Consider the following 16,937-nt stretch of genomic DNA (forward strand, 5'->3'; position numbering starts at 1 on the left):
AAAGATTTAAGAGAGAAAATATAAGAAAAACAGTATTAGAATATTATTATGAATTACTCAGCTTCAACAGCTTCGTCAACTTCTGGACGATCAATTAATTCGATGAAAGCCATAGGAGCTTTATCACCAAATCTAAAACCACACTTAAGGATTCTAGTATAACCACCAGCTCTTTCAGCATAACGAGTACCAAACTCTTCAAAAAGCTTAGTTACTGCTGCTTTATTTCTTAAGAAATTGAAAGCTTGTCTTCTTAATGCAACTGATTGAGCTTTGAACTCATTAGAGTTTACATCAAGTTCATTTCTTAATTTGAATTCTCTCTTAGCTAATGTGATTAATGGCTCAACAATAGTTCTAAGTTCTTTTGCTTTTGGAAGTGTAGTTTTGATTAGCTCATGGTTAATCAAAGAAGCAGACATGTTTTTAAACATAGCTTTTCTGTGACTACTAGTTCTACCAAATTTTCTTCCTTTCATGCGATGTCTCATAGTAATAACTCCTTTATAGTTAATATTATTTGATTACTATATATTATTTACCTTCAACAAGTTCTCTAAAGTTCTCTATTTGAACACCTAGAGTTAAACTGTTGTCTATTAAAATTTGTTTAATCTCTGTTAGAGATTTCTTACCTAAATTAGGTATTTTCATCAACTGTGACTCAGAATACTGTACCAAATCACCAAGATACTTGATATTTTCAGCTCTTAAACAGTTAGAAGATCTAACAGTAAGCTCTAAATCATCAATTGGTTTTAGTAACATTGGGTCAATATTAGAATCCGCTAAAGGATCCCCCGATCTACCTTGACTAGGAACTTTAAGTGATACAAATACAGATACTTGCTCACAAAAATACTCTAGAGCTGTAGTCACAGCTGCTAAAGGTTCAACAGTTCCATTAGTTTTAACAAAAAGTTCTAGGGTTTCGCTTTCACCGTTTTCTAAAACTTCAAACGCAACCCTTTTGATTGGATTAAAGTCTGAATCTACAGCAATGTCGCCTATTTGCTCAAGCTTTGTAGGTAAAGTAGAAAGAATACCTATGTTTCTTCCTTTTTCTACAGTTGCAACTAGAGCAAATTCTCTTTTACTTGTTAGTGTAGCTATTGGTTGGTTAATGTTTACTATTTCTATACCGGTAGATGTTTTAAAATCTCCAGCAGTAACAACACCCAACTTATCAACAGACAACTCTAACTCAGCGTTTTCAATATTGTCATCTAGTTTAATCGCTACTTTTTTTAAATTTGTAGCTATTTCAACCACATCTTCTTTAACATCTTCTAATGCAGAATACTCATGCAAAACATCTTTAATGTTTACTTTGATAATAGATGCACCAGGCAATGATGAAAGAAGTACTCTTCTAATTGAATTACCAAGGATATGAGCCATACCTTTTTCAACTGGAGAAAGTTGTACTTTATAACCAAAAGCGCCCAACTCTTCTGTAAGTTGAATATTAGGTATAAAATCCTTTTTTGAATTATTATTACTCACTAAAAAAATCCCCTTGAGATAAGGCTATAAATAAGCAACTAAAAGAAATAATTTAATAATTATTACTTAGAGTAAAGCTCAATAATTAATTGTTCATTGATATCTGAAGATAATTCAGATCTATCTGGAGAAGCTTTCATGTTACCTTCTAATGAATCAGTATTAACATCAATCCAAGAAAGTTCCTGTCTTTGCTTAGCAAGTTCAACAGCATTTTGTATTCTAAGTTGCTTTTTAGCTTTCTCACGAACAGACACAACATCACCAGCTTTAATTTGAGCTGAAGGTACATTGCAAGTATGTCCATTTACGACTATGCCTTTATGTACAACTAACTGTCTAGCTTCTGCTCTTGTTGAAGCAAAACCCATTCTGTATACAACATTGTCTAATCTTGATTCTAAAATCTCAAGTAATGTAGCACCAGTATTACCTTTTCTTCTGTTAGCTTCTAAGTAGTACTTTTTAAACTGCTTTTCTAAAACACCGTACATACGACGAACTTTTTGCTTTTCTCTTAACTGTAAACCATAGTCAGAAAGGCGCGCTCTTCTTGCACCATGTTGACCCGGTGCAGTATTCATTTTGCACTTTTCATCGTTAGCTTTTACGCCACTTTTTAAAAATAAGTCTGTACCTTCTCTTCTAGCAAGCTTACATTTAGGTCCTAGATATCTAGCCATTATTAATTCCCTTTAAATATTATACACGACGCTTTTTAGGAGGACGACAACCATTATGCGGTAATGGAGTTACATCAGTGATGCTAGTAACTTTTAAATTTTTAGCATTTAAAGCTCTAACTGCTGAATCTCTACCTGAACCTGGTCCTTTCACTAAAACATCTACATTCTTAACACCATACTCTAAAGCAGCATCAACTGCTCTTTCTGCAGCTATCTGTGCTGCAAATGGTGTACTTTTTCTTGAACCTCTAAAGCCACTACCACCAGAAGTAGCCCAAGATAACGCATTACCTTGTCTATCTGTAATAGTTACTATAGTGTTATTAAAAGAAGAGTAAATATGAGCTACTGCATCAGTAACTACTCTTTTTACTTTCTTTTTTGATGATCTAACAGACTTAGCCATATAATCTACCTTTAATTCGTTATAGTTATAATTATATTATGCCTTTATAGGCTTTCTTGGACCCTTACGAGTACGAGCATTTGTCTTCGTTCTCTGTCCTCTTACAGGAAGACTACGACGATGTCTTCTTCCTCTAACACAACCTAAGTCCATAAGTCTTTTAATGTCCATAGAGACATTACGACGCAAGTCACCTTCAACAGTATACTTAGCAACCTCTGTTCTTAAGCTTTCAACTTGTGCTTCTGTTAAATCTTTAATTTTAACAGATTGATCAACTTTGCAGTTTTCGCAAATTTGAATTGCTCTAGTTTTACCTATACCATAAATTGAAGTTAATCCAATTACCGCATGTTTATGAACAGGTATATTAACACCAGCTATACGAGCCATTTATTCACTCCTAATAATTATTATTCTTATTTTTAGTGCTATTTAGCAATTTGTAACTTGCTAGAATAACTTTTTAATAACAAATAATCAAGCTTTATTTATAAAGCCAGACTTATTAACCTTGTCTTTGCTTATGTCTAGGGTCTGTACATATTACGCGAACAACTCTGTTACGCTTAATAACTTTACAGTTTCTACACATTTTTTTAACTGAAGCTCTAACTTTCATTATATTTCTCCAAAAATTATTTATTGTCTCTTGCCATTAAGATTTGCTTTTTTAAGAAGCGAATCATATTGAGTAGACATCATATGTGATCTTACTTGAGCCATAAAGTCCATCATAACCACAACTACGATTAGTAAAGATGTTCCACCAAAAGTGAATGAAAGCCCACTTGCGAAGAATTTCACTACAAATATTGGTAACAAACATATAGCTGTGATGTATAAAGATCCAACTAAAGTTAATCTAGTCATTACTGCATCAATATATTTAGCAGTTTGCTCGCCAGGTCTTACACCAGAAATATAAGCACCAGATTTCTTAAGATTATCTGCCGTTTCTTTAGGATTAAATACTAAAGAAGTGTAGAAGAAACAAAAGAATATAATCGTAGCAGCAAATACAACTGTATAAAGAATACTACCTGGCTGTAACATTTCTGATACATCTGCCATCCAGTTTAATGAACCGTAGCTTGATAACCAGCCGAATAACACACCAGGAACCATCAAAATCGAAGAAGCAAAAATCGCTGGAATTACACCGGCCATGTTAAGCTTCAATGGAAGATGACTAGTCTGCGCAGCATACATTTTTCTGCCCTGCTGTCTTTTCGCATAATTAACAGTAATCTTTCTTTGAGCACTTTCCATAAATACTACAAATGCTATAACCAACAATAATAATATTAAAAGAACCCAAACAGACAGATACGAAATCACATGTTGATTAGCTTGAGATAAAGTATTTGAAATTTCAAATGGAAGGTTTGCAACAATACCAGAGAAGATTAGTAGTGAAATACCGTTTCCTACACCTCTTTCACTGATTTGCTCACCTAGCCACATCAAAAACATACTTCCTGTTGTTACAGATACTACAGTAGTAAGGTAAAATAAACCCATATTATTTGTAGTAACCAAACCATCTTGATGCAATACGAACGCCACTATACCTAATGACTGAACCAATGATAGAGCAAGTGTCAAATATCTAGTATATTGAGTGATTTTCTTTTGACCAGATTCACCCTCTTTCTTTAACTCAATAAATTTCGGATAAACTGCTGACAGCATTTGAAATATAATTGAGGCAGAAATATATGGCATCACACCAAGGGCAAATATACTCATTTGAGTAAGAGCACCACCAGAGAACATATTAAACATGCTCATCAAACCACCTGTGCCTGATGAACTTTGTTTTGATATAATTTCAACTAGCTTTGTAGGATCTATATTTGGTATAGGAATATATACTCCCAACCTAAACACAAGTATCGCGATAACTACAAAAATTAATCGAGACCTTAATTCTCCTGTACCTTGAGCACCATTAAACTTAGACATATCGTTGATCTTACTCTTCTATTTTACCACCAGCTTTTTCGATAGCTTCTTTTGCACCTTTTGTGCAAGCTATACCCTGAAGGCTAACAGCTTTAGTGATTTCACCAGAAGCTATTACTTTAACTGATTTGATATCTTTTCTTATAAGACCAAGATCTTTAAGCACATCAATTGTTACAACATCAGCATCTACATTATTTAATTCATGTAGCCTAACTTCAGCTGCAAATCTTTTAGTTGGTGAAGTAAAACCAAATTTTGGTAATCTTCTTTGCAAAGGCATTTGACCACCTTCAAAACCTACCTTATGATAGCCACCTGAACGAGCTTTTTGACCTTTGTGTCCTTTACCAGAAGTTTTGCCGAAGCCACTTCCGATACCACGACCAAGTCTTTTAGGCGCGCTTTTTGAGCCAGCAGCAGGAGCGATTGTATTTAATTTCATTATACTACCCCTCTATTTTAACCATGTAATATATTTTATTAGCCATTCCACGATTCTCAGGAGTATCAACTACTTCTACTGTGTGGTTTATTTTTCTTAAGCCAAGACCTCTAGCAGATGCTATGTGGTTTTGCTTACGGCCAATTAAGCTTTTTACTAAAGTAACTTTAAATGTTTTAGCTTCACTCATAATCAATTACCCCTGAATATCTTCAACAGATAGGCCTCTTTTATCAGCCATCTGTTCTGGTGAATTAATTTTAGCTAAGCCAGCAATAGTAGCTCTTACAACATTCACCGGATTTGTTGATCCGTATGTTTTTGCTAATACGTTGTGTACACCAACAACTTCAAAAACTGAACGCATAGCACCACCAGCAATAATACCTGTACCAGCAGAAGCAGGTTGCATATAAACCTTAGAAGCTCCGTGGTTAGACATAGTAGAGTACCATAACGTATCATTATTTAAGTTTACTGATACCATGTTTCTTTTAGCGTCTTCCATAGCTTTTTGGATAGCAACAGGTACTTCTCTCGACTTACCTCTGCCTATTCCTACTTTGCCTTTACCGTCACCCACAACAGTTAGTGCTGCAAAGCTCATGATTCTGCCGCCTTTAACTGTCTTAGAGTGTCTTTTGACACTAACTAATTTTTCAATTAGCTCATCGTTCTTTTTTACTTCATTAGACATAATGAATAATCACCATATTTATTTATTAAAACTGTAAGCCGTGCTCTCTAGCAGAGTCAGCCAATGCTTTTACACGACCATGATATTTAAACCCAGATCTATCAAAAGCAACTTTCTCGATACCTTTGTCTTTACAAATTTTAGCAATAGCTTCACCAACAACAGTTGCTGATTGAACATTACCAGTATATTTGCACTTTTCTTTGATATCTTTTTCTACAGTAGATGCAGCAGCTAATACAGTAGAACCATCACCAGAGATCACCTGAGCATAAATATGCTTTGGTGTTCTATATACGCAAAGTCTTTCATGACCTAGCTCTCTAAGTTTAATTCTAGTACGCTTGCTACGACTTAAACGAGAAGTTTTCTTATTCATAATAATACTATCCTTTACTTCTTCTTAGCTTCTTTTTTAGCTACGTATTCGTCTTCGTAACGCACACCTTTACCTTTATAAGGTTCAGGTTTTCTATAATCTCTTATCTCAGCAGCTACTTTACCTAAAACTTCCTTATCAGCACCTTTCAGTACGATTTCTGTAGGAGTTGGAGTTTCAGCAGTTATACCTTGAGGAAGACTATAAACTACAGGGTGTGAAAAACCTAAAGTTAGGTTTAAGTCAGTACCTTGAGCTTTCGCACGATAACCAACACCAATAATTTTAAGCTTTTTCTCAAAACCTTTACTAACACCTTCAACCATATTATTTAATATAGCTCTTGCAGTACCTGATTGAGCAACAGCATTTTTACTGTTGTTATTAGGTGTGATAGTAGCTTCATTCTCAGCAACATTAAATGTTACATCTCTTGAGAAAGTTTTATTTAAAGTCGCTTTAGCTCCTTTAACTTCAACAGCATTACCAGCAGCTATACTAATTGTAACACCGCTTGGAATAGCAACAGGTTTTTTACCTATTCTTGACATATTATATCCTCCAAACTTAAGCTACATAGCCAATAATTTCGCCACCAACACCAAGCTCTCTAGCCTTTCTATCACTAACTAGACCTTTTGATGTAGAAATCATAGCAACACCAAAACCACCATATACTTTAGGTAGATCTTCGTGAGACTTATAAATTCTCAAACTTGGTCTTGATACTCTTTTAATCATTTCGATTACTGGAGCACCTGCGTGATATTTCAGCTGAACTTCAATTGAAGGATGACCTGAAGCTTGTGTGCCTTTAGCACAACCAGCAACATAACCTTCATTTACCAAAAAGTTTGCAATTTCCATTTTCATTTTTGAAAAAGGAATAGAAACCACTTCCTTCTGTGCAGAAAGACCGTTTCTCACTCTTGTAAACATATCCGCTATAGGATCTTGCATACTCATAACTTAAATTCCTTATTACCAACTAGCTTTTTTCAAACCAGGAACATCACCTGCCATTGCATACTCTCTAAGTTTATTACGGCATAAGCCAAACTTTCTGTATACAGCGTGTGGTCTACCTGTAACTTTACATCTTCTTTGCACACGAGATGCTGAAGAGTTTACTGGTAGTTTTTGCAGCTTGATATTAGCTTCCCATACTTGTTCTTCAGTAGAATTTACATCAAGAATAATAGCTTTTAGCTCAGCTCTTTTTTGAGCGTATTTAGCTACTAGTTTTTCTCTTTTCAATTCGCGCTGAATCATTCCTTTCTTTGCCATTTAGAACCTCAACAAATTAAGATTTCAAAGGGAAACCAAAAGCTTTAAGCAAAGCTCTTCCCTGATCATCATTTTTAGCAGTAGTAGTTATCGTAATATCTAAACCTCTGATAGTATCGATCTTATCGTAATCAACTTCAGGGAAAGAAATTTGCTCTTTCATACCTAAACTATAATTACCTCTACCATCAAAAGATTTAGGGCTTAGACCCCTAAAATCTCTAATTCTAGGAATAGCAATTGTTACTAGTCTATCTAAAAACTCATACATACGCTCGCCACGCAAAGTGACTTTAGCGCCTATAGGCCAACCATCACGGATTTTGAAACCCGCAATAGATTTTTTAGACTTAGTAACAACTGGCTTTTGACCAGCAATTGCAGTCAAATCATTTACAGCAAAAGTCATAACTTTTTTGTCTTTTGCAGCATCACCAACACCCATATTAAGAGTAATCTTCTCAATACGCGGCACTTCCATTATATTATCTAATTTAAGCTCTTCCTTTAACTTAGAAATAAGCTCAGATTGATAATGATCTTTTAATCTTGCCATATTAAACTCAAGTCCTATAAGTCTACAAGCTCGCCATTAGATTTAAAGTAGCGAACTTTTTTCTCATCAACAAATTTATAACCCAATCTATCAGCTTTCTCTGTAGAAGGATTAAAAATAGCTACATTAGATGCATTTAATGGAAGCTCTTTCTCAACAACTCCACCTTCAACACCAGCGTTTGGATTAGGCTTAACATGTTTTTTAACAATATTAATACCTTCAACAAGAACTAAAGAACCGCCTTTAGCGAAAGATTTAACTACGCCTCTGCGACCTTTGTCTTTTCCAGCGACTATAATTACATCATCGCCTTTTTTTAATCTATTCATTTATCTAAACCTCAATAAATAACTATAATACTTCTGGAGCTAAAGAAACAATTTTCATGAACTTCTCAGTACGAAGCTCTCTTGTTACTGGACCGAAGATACGAGTTCCCATTGGTTGGCCGTTAGCATTTAAAAGCACAGCAGCATTGCCGTCAAAACGAACCTTAGAACCATCTCCTCTACGAACACCTTTAGCAGTTCTTACAACTACAGCATCGTAAACAGATCCCTTCTTAGCTTTACCTCTAGGTGCAGCTTCTTTCACAGTTACTTTAATTACATCACCAATAGATGCATATCTGCGATGTGAACCACCTAAAACTTTAATACATTCAACTCTCTTAGCGCCACTATTATCAGCAACAGAAAGTTCAGTTTGCATCTGAATCATACAAATAACCCTTATTTATTTCATATAAGACTGTAAACACTAAATTTACAGTCTGATAAATATACCAATAAACAAAAATAAAATCAAATTTATTATTTTTCTCTATTAACGATATCTACTAAACACCACTTTTTAGTTTTTGAGTAAGGCTTAGTTTCTTTGAACTTAATCACATCGCCAGACTTACATTCATTCTTCTCATCATGAACATAATACTTAGTAGTTTTTTTGATAAACTTTCCGTATAAAGGATGCTTTACCTGTCTTTCTGCTTTTACAACTACAGTTTTATCCATAGCGTCGCTAGAAACTTTACCTTCAATTAGTCTAATTTTATCGCTCATTTCTAGGCACCTTTACTTTCTGCTATTATTGTATTTATACGAGCAATGTCTCTTTTCGCACTTTTAAATAAGTGGTTCTTTTTTAATTGCCCAGTACCCTTTTGCATACGAAGAGAAAATAATTGTTGCAATAACTCAATTTTCGCTTCCTGCAATTGGTCAATACTTTTTTCTCTAAAATCTTTTAAAGTATCTTTTCTTTTCATTTACATCACCTGCTTTTCAACAAAAGTTGTTGATACTGGTAGCTTAGCAGCAGCTCTCTGGAAAGCTTCACGTGCTAGCTCTTCTTTAACACCAGTTATTTCATATAGTACACGACCTGGTTGAATTTGAGCAACCCAATACTCAACCGAACCTTTACCTTTACCCATACGAACTTCAAGAGGTTTCTTAGTAATAGGCTTGTCTGGAAAAATTCTGATCCAAACCTTACCACCACGCTTAACATGACGGTTAATAGCTCTTCTTCCTGCTTCGATTTGACGAGCAGTAATTCTACCTCTAGATGTTGACTGAAGACCGAACTCACCAAAGTCTACTTTATTTCCTCTGTGAGCCAAGCCTCTGTTACGCATCTTATGCTGTTTACGAAACTTTGTACGCTTAGGCTGTAACATTATCTCGCTCCTTTTCTATTGTTATTTTTCTTCTGATCTAATTGACCAGGAAGAATCTCACCCTTATAGATCCAAACTTTAACACCAATAATACCGTAAGTTGTTAAAGCTGAAGCTGTAGAATAATCAACATCCGCTCTAAAAGTTTGAAGTGGTACACGACCATCTCTAGCCCATTCAGAACGAGCAATCTCAGCTCCACCTAAACGACCACTAACCATGATCTTAATACCTTTAGCTCCAGACTTCATAGCACCTTGCATAGCTTTCTTCATAGCTCTTCTGAACATTACACGCTTTTCTAATTGTTGTGCAACACTATCAGCTACTAATCTAGCATCTATTTCAGGCTTACGAATTTCTTCAATATTTATTTGAACAGGAATTCCCATCATTTTTGAAACTTCATTACGAAGCTTCTCAACGTCTTCACCCTTCTTACCAATAACAATACCTGGTCTAGCAGTGTGAATTGTGATTTTAGCATTTTGAGCTGGTCTTTCTATCTGAACCTTACTAACTGATGCAGCTGCAAGTTTTTTGTGCAAAAACTCTCTTACCTTAATATCTTCATTAAGGTTAGTAGCATAGCTAGAAGAGTCAGCATACCAAGTTGAACGCCAGTCTCTTATAATGCCTAAGCGAATACCATTAGGATTTACTTTTTGACCCATTTTTACTATACCTCTTAGTTTTTCTCAGCAACTTTCACAGTAATATGTGAAGTTCTTTTTAAAATACGATTACCACGACCTTTTGCTCTAGCTTCAAAACGCTTCATTGTAGGCCCAGCATCAACAAATGTAGTAGACACGAATAACGCATCAACATCCATACCGTCATTATGCTCAGCATTAGCTATAGCTGAATTAAGAACTTCCTTAATTAGCACAGCAGCTTTTTTGTTACTGAATGTCAAAAGATTGATAGCTTTCTCTACAGGTAGTCCTCTGATTTGATCAGCAACTAACCTACACTTTTGAGGTGAGATTCTTGCAAATTTTAATTTAGCTTGTACTTCCATAATTACCTCAACTATTTCTTCTTAGCTTTTTTATCAGCTGCATGGCCACGATAATTACGCGTAACAGCAAACTCACCCAACTTATGACCTACCATTTCTTCAGTCATAAGTACAGGTACATGTTGCTGACCGTTGTGTACAGCTATAGTTAAACCTAACATATCTGGCACGATTAATGATCTTCTAGACCATGTTTTAATCGGCTTTTTAGAATTATTTTCTTGCGCTTCAAAAACCTTCTTTAAAAGATGATGATCTACAAAAGGTCCTTTTTTTAATGAACGAGGCACAACCTTCTCCCTAATTACTTACGTTTTTGAACAATTAACTTATTAGAGCGCTTATTACTACGCGTCTTATAACCTTTAGTAGGCATACCCCATGGACTCACAGGATGTCTACCACCAGAAGTACGACCTTCACCACCACCATGAGGGTGATCTACCGGGTTCATCGCAACACCTCTAACAGTAGGTCTAATGCCTCTCCAACGATTAGCACCAGCTTTACCTAAAGATTTTAAGTTATGCTCAGAGTTTGAAACAACACCGATAACAGCTCTACAATCAAGAAGAATTCTTCTCATCTCACCTGATCTTAAACGGATAATTGCATAAGCATTATCTTTTCCAACCAATTGAGCAAAAGTTCCAGCACTTCTGATCATTTGAGCACCTTTTTTAGGCTTCATTTCGATATTATGAATCACAGTACCTAGAGGAATATTTCTAAGTGGCATACAGTTACCAGCTGCTACATCTACTTTCTCACCAGAAACTATAGACATATCCTTAGTTAAACCTTTTGGTGCAATTATATATCTTCTTTCACCATCAGCATAAAGAACTAAAGCGATATTTGCACTACGGTTAGGATCGTACTCGATTCTCTCAACCTTAGCTACGATATCATCTTTGTTTCTTTTGAAATCGACAACACGATAATGCTGCTTATGTCCACCACCGTGGTGACGAACAGTAATTCTACCAGTATTATTTCTACCAGCTTTCTTGTTTTTTGTATCTACTAGACCTTTGAAAGGCTTACCAGTGTGTAATTCAGTGTTTTTTACACTTACTACATGACGGCGGCCAGGTGAAGTAGGTTTGGCTTTTTTAATTTCAATCATGACTATTTAAACCTTCCTTAAATTACTCTGCACCAACAAAGTTGATATCGTGACCTTCTGCTAGTCTAACATAAGCTTTTTTCCAAGCCTTTGTTCTACCTTGAGTACGACCGAACTTACGAGCCTTACCCTTAACATTAAGAACATTCACTGACTCAACTTTAACTTCAAATAGCTGCTCAACTGAATCTTTTATTTCAAGCTTAGTCGCATCTCTTGCAACTTGAAATACTATAGTAGAATTAGCATCAGACAAGCCATAAGTCTTATCAGATACATGAGGTCTAATTACAGTTTTCAGCAATCTTTCTTGAGAACTCATACTAATTTCTCCTCTATTTCTTTTATAGCCTTCTTAGTAACAACTACATTTTCGAAGCAAATTAGAGAAACAGGATTTATTTCCACAGAATCACATACTGCTACATTTTTAAGGTTTCTAGATGAAAGATATAAATTTTCAGTAAACTCTTCAACACCAGTAACAAACACAACATCTTTAACATTCATAGAATCTACAATTGCTTTGAATTCTTTTGTTTTAGGAGTTTCTAATTTCAACTCTTCAACTATGCTCATTCTACCCGATCTTATTAGCTCAGATAAAATAGACTTCACAGCTGTTGAATACATTTTGCGATTTACTTTTTGCTTATAGCTCTTTGGCTTAGCAGCGAAAGTAACACCACCTTTTCTAAAGATAGGCGAACGGATTGTACCAGCTCTTGCTCTACCTGTACCTTTCTGTCTCCAAGGCTTTGCACCGCCACCAGATACTTCTGATCTAGTTTTTTGCGCTTTAGTTCCTTGACGAGCACCTGCCATATAGGCAACTACAACCTGGTGAATAAGCGATTCATTGTAGTCAGTTGCAAAAATAGCATCTGCAACAGCTACTGAACCAGCTTCATTACCAGTTAATGATTTAATATTTAAGTCCACAATAACTCTCCGGTATATTAATATTTAATCTACTAGCTCTTTACTGCTGGTGAAACGATTATATCACCACCAACTGAACCTGGAATACCACCTCTCAAAAGCAATAAACCATTTTCTGCGTCTACTCTCACAACTTCAAGAGACTGAATAGTAACGTTTTCGCTACCCATATGTCCAGCCATCTTCTTGCCTTTGAATACACGGCCCGGAGTCTGGTTTTGACCCGTTGAACCGTGTGCTCTATGAGAAACAGAGTTACCATGAGTTGCATCTTGCATAGCAAAGTTATGACGCTTAACGCCACCTTGGAAACCTTTACCTTTTGACACACCTCTTACATCGACCTTCTGGCCAGCTTCGAACATAGTTGCATCTATAGATGAACCTACTTCGTACTCATGACCTGCTTCGATAGTAAACTCCCATAAGCCTCTACCTGGCTCAACACTTGCTTTCGCGAAATGACCAGCTGTAGGCTTACTTACATTAGAACGCTTTTTAAAACCAGTAGTTACCTGAATAGCACTATACCCATCTGTCTCAGAAGTTTTAACTTGAGTAACTTTATTAGCCTCAACTTGAACAACTGTTACAGGAATAGATACGCCTTCTTTGGTAAATACACGAGTCATACCACATTTGCGACCAACTAATCCTAAAGACATTATTTAATCCTCTATTATTATTATATTAACCCTATGATTACGATTGACCATAGAGACCTAATAGCTACATTTTTGAACCGAAATTCAAAAGCGTAGCGTATATATTAGCTTAAACTGATCTGAACATCAACACCTGATGCTAAATCTAGCTTCATAAGAGCATCTACAGTTTTATCTGTAGGTTCAACTATATCGATCAATCTCTTGTGAGTTCTGATCTCATATTGATCTCTTGCTTTCTTGTTCACATGAGGAGAGATAAGTATTGTAAATCTCTCTTTGCGAACTGGTAAAGGGATTGGACCCTTAACTTGTGCGCCTGTTTTCTTAGCAGTATCAACAATTTCTTGAGTAGAAACATCAATAAGCTTATGATCAAAGGCTTTTAATCTTATTCTGATTCTTTGATTATTTATAGCCATTTTATTTTTATCCTTCTAATTATGAGTTACGAGATTTGATGATATCTTCAGCGATATTGTTTGGAACTTCAGCATACTTGCTAAACTCCATAGAGAATGATGCTCTACCTTGGCTCATTGAACGCACATTAGTTGCGTAACCAAACATTTCAGCCAATGGTACTAAAGCATTAATCACTCTACCACTTGGATTTTCATCCATACCCTCAATAATACCTCTTCTTCTGTTAAGGTCACCCATAACATCACCAAGATAGTCCTCTGGTGTTACAACTTCAACTTTCATCACAGGCTCAAGAATGCAAGCATTTGCTTTTTTAGCACCCTCTTTGATCGCCATTGATCCAGCAATTTTAAACGCCATTTCAGATGAATCTACATCATGGAATGAACCATCATATAGAGTAGCTTTTACACCAATCATTGGGTATCCAGCTAAAACACCATTAGTCATTTGCTCTTCAATACCTTTTGAAACTGAGCCAATGTATTCTTTAGGGATCACACCACCAACAATTTCATCGACGAATTCAAATACCTTATCAGTACCATCTTCATTTTTAGCTGATAATGGCTCAAACTTAACATATACATGTCCGTACTGACCGCGACCACCAGACTGACGAACAAACTTAGATTCTTGATCAACATTTGCACGAATAGTTTCCCTGTATGCTACCTGCGGATTACCAACATTAGCCTCCACTTTAAACTCACGCTTCATACGATCAACAAGAATATCTAAGTGTAACTCACCCATTCCTGAAATAATTGTTTGACCAGACTCTTCATCAGTTTTAACTCTGAAAGATGGATCTTCCGCAGCAAGTTTACCTAAAGCAATACCCATTTTCTCTTGGTCAGCCTTTGTTTTAGGCTCAACCGCAACAGATATTACCGGCTCAGGGAACTCCATTCTCTCAAGAATTACAGTCTTATCAGGATCACATAAGGTATCACCCGTAGTTACTGACTTGAGACCGATACACGCAGCTATATCACCAGCACGAATTTCTTTGATCTCTTCACGCTTGTTAGCATGCATCTGAACAATACGACCAATACGCTCTTTCTTACCCTTAACAGAGTTATAAACAGCATCACCAGACTTAATCACACCCGAGTACACCCTCACAAAAGTAAGGTTACCAACAAACGGGTCTGTTGCTAACTTAAATGCTAAAGCTGAGAACGGCTCATCATCAGAAGATTTTCTTGAAGCTGGCTCACCATCTTCAGTTTCACAGTTAATTGCAGGAACTTGGTTTGGAGCAGGTAAATAACGGATAACACCATCAAGTACAGCCTGAACACCTTTATTCTTAAACGCAGAACCACAGAAAGCAAGAACGATTTCATTATTGATCACACGCTGACGCAAACCTTCATGAATTTCATCCTCTGTAAGCTCTTCGCCTTCAAGATACTTTTCCATCATTTCTTCATTTGCTTCAGCGGCAGCTTCAATCATTTCCATGCGAAGCTCTTCAGCTCTATCTTGAAGTTCAGCAGGGATTTCAACAAGATCATAAGTAAGACCCTTGTCTTCCTCATTCCACATGATAGCTTTCATCTTAATAAGATCAACAACGCCCTTGAAATCTTCTTCAGCGCCGATGTTTAACTGAACAGGAACAACCGTTGCTTTTAAACGAGTTTTGATCTGATCAACAACTCTTTCAAAATCCGCACCAGACCTATCCATTTTGTTTACAAATACGATTCTTGGCACACCATAACGATTAGCTTGGCGCCATACAGTCTCTGACTGAGGCTCAACACCAGATGAACCACAAAACACTACCACTGCACCGTCAAGCACACGAAGTGAACGCTCTACTTCAATAGTAAAGTCAACGTGACCTGGAGTATCAATAATGTTGATACGATGCTCAGGAAACTGCTGATCCATACCAGACCAGAATGTAGTAGTAGCAGCTGAAGTAATTGTAATACCTCTTTCTTGCTCTTGCTCCATCCAGTCCATAGTAGCAGCACCATCATGAACCTCACCAATTTTATGAGAAAGACCTGTGTAAAACAAGATACGCTCTGTAGTAGTAGTTTTACCTGCATCTACATGGGCACAGATACCAATGTTTCTATATTTTTCTAAAACCGTTGTACGAGACACTATAATTTCTCCCTAATTACCATCTAAAGTGAGCAAAAGCTTTGTTAGCCTCTGCCATTTTATGAGTATCTTCTCTCTTCTTAACAGCAGACCCTCTACCTTCAACAGCTTCCATAAGTTCAGCAGCTAGTCTATCACCCATAGTGTTTTCTTTACGCTTACGCGCAGCATCTATGATCCATCTCATACCTAGAGTTTGACGACGCTCAGGTCTAACCTCTACAGGTACTTGATAAGTAGCACCACCAACACGACGAGATTTAACCTCAACATGCGGACTTATGCTTTCTAAAGCAGTCTCAAAAACTTCAACTTCATTTAATGAAGCATCTTTAGCTTTAATTCTATCAAACGCACCATAAACAATTTTTTCAGCTACTGATTTTTTACCATCTAGCATAATATGGTTAACGAACTTGGCAACAACCTGACTTTTATACTTAGGATCAGGTAGGATATCTCTTTTAGGAGCTCTATTTCTTCTTGACATTAATACACCTTCTTATATTAAAAAATTTTAAACACAAACTACGACTTAGGACGCTTAGTTCCGTACTTAGAACGGCCGTGCTTACGATCATTAACACCAGAAGTATCTAAAGCACCCCTAACGATGTGGTAACGCACACCTGGCAAATCTTTAACCCTTCCACCACGAATAAGCACAACACTGTGCTCTTGTAGGTTATGGCCTTCACCACCAATATAACTTGTTACTTCAAAGCCACTCGTTAATCTTACACGAGCCACTTTTCTAAGAGCTGAGTTGGGCTTTTTTGGAGTAGTTGTATAAACTCTCGTACAAACACCTCTTCTTTGAGGACACGCCTTCAACGCAGGAACCTTAGATTTAACAACCGATCTCTTACGAGGGTTGTTCACCAACTGATTTATAGTTGCCATTAGTTATTATTCTCCGTTTTTATTATCAGTTTTTAATTAAATTTATAACGCTACGCATAGCATAGGCCATGTGCAAAAATAGCATTAGACGATAATACTAT

31 protein-coding genes are annotated in these 16,937 nt (G+C 36.3%); all 31 read right to left on the bottom strand.

Annotated features, from left to right (window positions below; translation table 11 throughout):
- Positions 1 to 53: 53 nt before the first annotated feature.
- Positions 54 to 491 carry a 50S ribosomal protein L17 gene (rplQ, locus tag FLM55_RS05215; RefSeq protein WP_112869211.1) on the bottom strand — a complete coding sequence of 146 codons (438 nt, stop codon included), beginning with the start codon at positions 489 to 491 and terminating at the stop codon, positions 54 to 56.
- Between the two features lie 43 nt (positions 492 to 534).
- Positions 535 to 1,506, bottom strand: a complete 972-nt coding sequence (locus FLM55_RS05220) for a DNA-directed RNA polymerase subunit alpha (protein ID WP_112869210.1) — start codon at positions 1,504 to 1,506, stop codon at positions 535 to 537.
- Positions 1,507 to 1,568: 62 nt separating this feature from the next.
- On the bottom strand, positions 1,569 to 2,189 hold the full coding sequence (rpsD, locus tag FLM55_RS05225) for a 30S ribosomal protein S4 (RefSeq protein WP_112869209.1): 621 nt from the start codon (positions 2,187 to 2,189) through the stop codon (positions 1,569 to 1,571).
- A 19-nt stretch (positions 2,190 to 2,208) separates the two neighbouring features.
- The gene (gene rpsK / locus FLM55_RS05230) at positions 2,209 to 2,598 is read right to left on the bottom strand and encodes a 30S ribosomal protein S11 (protein ID WP_112869208.1); all 390 of its coding nucleotides are present in this window, start codon (positions 2,596 to 2,598) and stop codon (positions 2,209 to 2,211) included.
- Between the two features lie 36 nt (positions 2,599 to 2,634).
- Positions 2,635 to 2,991, bottom strand: a complete 357-nt coding sequence (gene rpsM / locus FLM55_RS05235) for a 30S ribosomal protein S13 (RefSeq protein ID WP_112869207.1) — start codon at positions 2,989 to 2,991, stop codon at positions 2,635 to 2,637.
- Between the two features lie 115 nt (positions 2,992 to 3,106).
- Complete coding sequence (gene rpmJ, locus FLM55_RS05240; RefSeq protein ID WP_003017816.1) at positions 3,107 to 3,220, bottom strand: 50S ribosomal protein L36; 114 nt, start codon at positions 3,218 to 3,220, stop codon at positions 3,107 to 3,109.
- 20 nt (positions 3,221 to 3,240) lie between these two features.
- Positions 3,241 to 4,566 (bottom strand): preprotein translocase subunit SecY, encoded by a 1,326-nt coding sequence (secY, locus tag FLM55_RS05245; RefSeq protein ID WP_112869206.1) that lies wholly within the window; start codon positions 4,564 to 4,566, stop codon positions 3,241 to 3,243.
- A 10-nt stretch (positions 4,567 to 4,576) separates the two neighbouring features.
- The gene (gene rplO, locus FLM55_RS05250) at positions 4,577 to 5,011 is read right to left on the bottom strand and encodes a 50S ribosomal protein L15 (RefSeq protein WP_112869205.1); all 435 of its coding nucleotides are present in this window, start codon (positions 5,009 to 5,011) and stop codon (positions 4,577 to 4,579) included.
- Positions 5,012 to 5,015: 4 nt separating this feature from the next.
- A complete protein-coding gene (rpmD, locus tag FLM55_RS05255) occupies positions 5,016 to 5,201 on the bottom strand; it encodes a 50S ribosomal protein L30 (protein ID WP_112869204.1) in 186 nt (61 codons plus the stop codon).
- Between the two features lie 6 nt (positions 5,202 to 5,207).
- The gene (gene rpsE / locus FLM55_RS05260) at positions 5,208 to 5,708 is read right to left on the bottom strand and encodes a 30S ribosomal protein S5 (RefSeq protein ID WP_112869203.1); all 501 of its coding nucleotides are present in this window, start codon (positions 5,706 to 5,708) and stop codon (positions 5,208 to 5,210) included.
- Positions 5,709 to 5,733: 25 nt separating this feature from the next.
- Positions 5,734 to 6,087, bottom strand: coding sequence for a 50S ribosomal protein L18 (gene rplR, locus FLM55_RS05265; RefSeq protein ID WP_178948351.1), 354 nt, complete (start codon positions 6,085 to 6,087; stop codon positions 5,734 to 5,736).
- A gap of 14 nt (positions 6,088 to 6,101) precedes the next feature.
- Positions 6,102 to 6,638: a 50S ribosomal protein L6 gene (gene rplF / locus FLM55_RS05270; RefSeq protein ID WP_112869201.1), complete on the bottom strand. Its 537-nt coding sequence runs from the start codon at positions 6,636 to 6,638 to the stop codon at positions 6,102 to 6,104.
- Between the two features lie 16 nt (positions 6,639 to 6,654).
- On the bottom strand, positions 6,655 to 7,053 hold the full coding sequence (gene rpsH, locus FLM55_RS05275; protein WP_112869200.1) for a 30S ribosomal protein S8: 399 nt from the start codon (positions 7,051 to 7,053) through the stop codon (positions 6,655 to 6,657).
- 15 nt (positions 7,054 to 7,068) lie between these two features.
- Entirely contained in the window at positions 7,069 to 7,374 is a 306-nt protein-coding gene (gene rpsN / locus FLM55_RS05280; RefSeq protein WP_112869199.1) for a 30S ribosomal protein S14, read from the bottom strand.
- A 16-nt stretch (positions 7,375 to 7,390) separates the two neighbouring features.
- The gene (rplE, locus tag FLM55_RS05285; protein WP_112869198.1) at positions 7,391 to 7,930 is read right to left on the bottom strand and encodes a 50S ribosomal protein L5; all 540 of its coding nucleotides are present in this window, start codon (positions 7,928 to 7,930) and stop codon (positions 7,391 to 7,393) included.
- Positions 7,931 to 7,944: 14 nt separating this feature from the next.
- The gene (gene rplX / locus FLM55_RS05290; RefSeq protein WP_112869197.1) at positions 7,945 to 8,262 is read right to left on the bottom strand and encodes a 50S ribosomal protein L24; all 318 of its coding nucleotides are present in this window, start codon (positions 8,260 to 8,262) and stop codon (positions 7,945 to 7,947) included.
- 22 nt (positions 8,263 to 8,284) lie between these two features.
- The gene (gene rplN / locus FLM55_RS05295; RefSeq protein WP_112869196.1) at positions 8,285 to 8,653 is read right to left on the bottom strand and encodes a 50S ribosomal protein L14; all 369 of its coding nucleotides are present in this window, start codon (positions 8,651 to 8,653) and stop codon (positions 8,285 to 8,287) included.
- A gap of 92 nt (positions 8,654 to 8,745) precedes the next feature.
- Positions 8,746 to 8,997, bottom strand: a complete 252-nt coding sequence (rpsQ, locus tag FLM55_RS05300; RefSeq protein WP_112869195.1) for a 30S ribosomal protein S17 — start codon at positions 8,995 to 8,997, stop codon at positions 8,746 to 8,748.
- Positions 8,998 to 8,999: 2 nt separating this feature from the next.
- Positions 9,000 to 9,203 (bottom strand): 50S ribosomal protein L29, encoded by a 204-nt coding sequence (gene rpmC, locus FLM55_RS05305; protein ID WP_112869194.1) that lies wholly within the window; start codon positions 9,201 to 9,203, stop codon positions 9,000 to 9,002.
- On the bottom strand, positions 9,204 to 9,617 hold the full coding sequence (gene rplP, locus FLM55_RS05310) for a 50S ribosomal protein L16 (protein ID WP_112869193.1): 414 nt from the start codon (positions 9,615 to 9,617) through the stop codon (positions 9,204 to 9,206).
- The gene (gene rpsC / locus FLM55_RS05315; RefSeq protein WP_178948352.1) at positions 9,617 to 10,291 is read right to left on the bottom strand and encodes a 30S ribosomal protein S3; all 675 of its coding nucleotides are present in this window, start codon (positions 10,289 to 10,291) and stop codon (positions 9,617 to 9,619) included. Before rpsC ends, rplP begins: the two co-directional genes overlap by 1 nt.
- A gap of 14 nt (positions 10,292 to 10,305) precedes the next feature.
- Complete coding sequence (gene rplV, locus FLM55_RS05320; RefSeq protein WP_112869191.1) at positions 10,306 to 10,641, bottom strand: 50S ribosomal protein L22; 336 nt, start codon at positions 10,639 to 10,641, stop codon at positions 10,306 to 10,308.
- An 11-nt stretch (positions 10,642 to 10,652) separates the two neighbouring features.
- Positions 10,653 to 10,931, bottom strand: coding sequence for a 30S ribosomal protein S19 (gene rpsS / locus FLM55_RS05325; protein WP_112869190.1), 279 nt, complete (start codon positions 10,929 to 10,931; stop codon positions 10,653 to 10,655).
- A 14-nt stretch (positions 10,932 to 10,945) separates the two neighbouring features.
- Entirely contained in the window at positions 10,946 to 11,770 is an 825-nt protein-coding gene (gene rplB, locus FLM55_RS05330; protein WP_178948353.1) for a 50S ribosomal protein L2, read from the bottom strand.
- 22 nt (positions 11,771 to 11,792) lie between these two features.
- Complete coding sequence (gene rplW, locus FLM55_RS05335) at positions 11,793 to 12,092, bottom strand: 50S ribosomal protein L23 (protein ID WP_112869188.1); 300 nt, start codon at positions 12,090 to 12,092, stop codon at positions 11,793 to 11,795.
- Entirely contained in the window at positions 12,089 to 12,700 is a 612-nt protein-coding gene (gene rplD / locus FLM55_RS05340; protein WP_373193973.1) for a 50S ribosomal protein L4, read from the bottom strand. The genes rplW and rplD overlap by 4 nt, the downstream gene beginning before the upstream one ends.
- A 44-nt stretch (positions 12,701 to 12,744) precedes the next feature.
- Positions 12,745 to 13,377: a 50S ribosomal protein L3 gene (rplC, locus tag FLM55_RS05345; protein ID WP_178948355.1), complete on the bottom strand. Its 633-nt coding sequence runs from the start codon at positions 13,375 to 13,377 to the stop codon at positions 12,745 to 12,747.
- Positions 13,378 to 13,481: 104 nt separating this feature from the next.
- Complete coding sequence (gene rpsJ / locus FLM55_RS05350) at positions 13,482 to 13,793, bottom strand: 30S ribosomal protein S10 (protein ID WP_035720325.1); 312 nt, start codon at positions 13,791 to 13,793, stop codon at positions 13,482 to 13,484.
- A 25-nt stretch (positions 13,794 to 13,818) separates the two neighbouring features.
- The gene (gene fusA, locus FLM55_RS05355) at positions 13,819 to 15,933 is read right to left on the bottom strand and encodes an elongation factor G (protein ID WP_178948356.1); all 2,115 of its coding nucleotides are present in this window, start codon (positions 15,931 to 15,933) and stop codon (positions 13,819 to 13,821) included.
- Positions 15,934 to 15,949: 16 nt separating this feature from the next.
- Positions 15,950 to 16,423 (bottom strand): 30S ribosomal protein S7, encoded by a 474-nt coding sequence (gene rpsG / locus FLM55_RS05360; RefSeq protein WP_112869184.1) that lies wholly within the window; start codon positions 16,421 to 16,423, stop codon positions 15,950 to 15,952.
- A gap of 38 nt (positions 16,424 to 16,461) precedes the next feature.
- Positions 16,462 to 16,836: a 30S ribosomal protein S12 gene (gene rpsL / locus FLM55_RS05365; protein WP_112869183.1), complete on the bottom strand. Its 375-nt coding sequence runs from the start codon at positions 16,834 to 16,836 to the stop codon at positions 16,462 to 16,464.
- Between the last annotated feature and the right edge of the window lie 101 nt (positions 16,837 to 16,937).

The sequence above is a fragment of the Francisella sp. Scap27 genome (genome assembly GCF_013394105.1).
GTDB classification, from domain to species: Bacteria; Pseudomonadota; Gammaproteobacteria; order Francisellales; family Francisellaceae; genus Francisella; species Francisella adeliensis.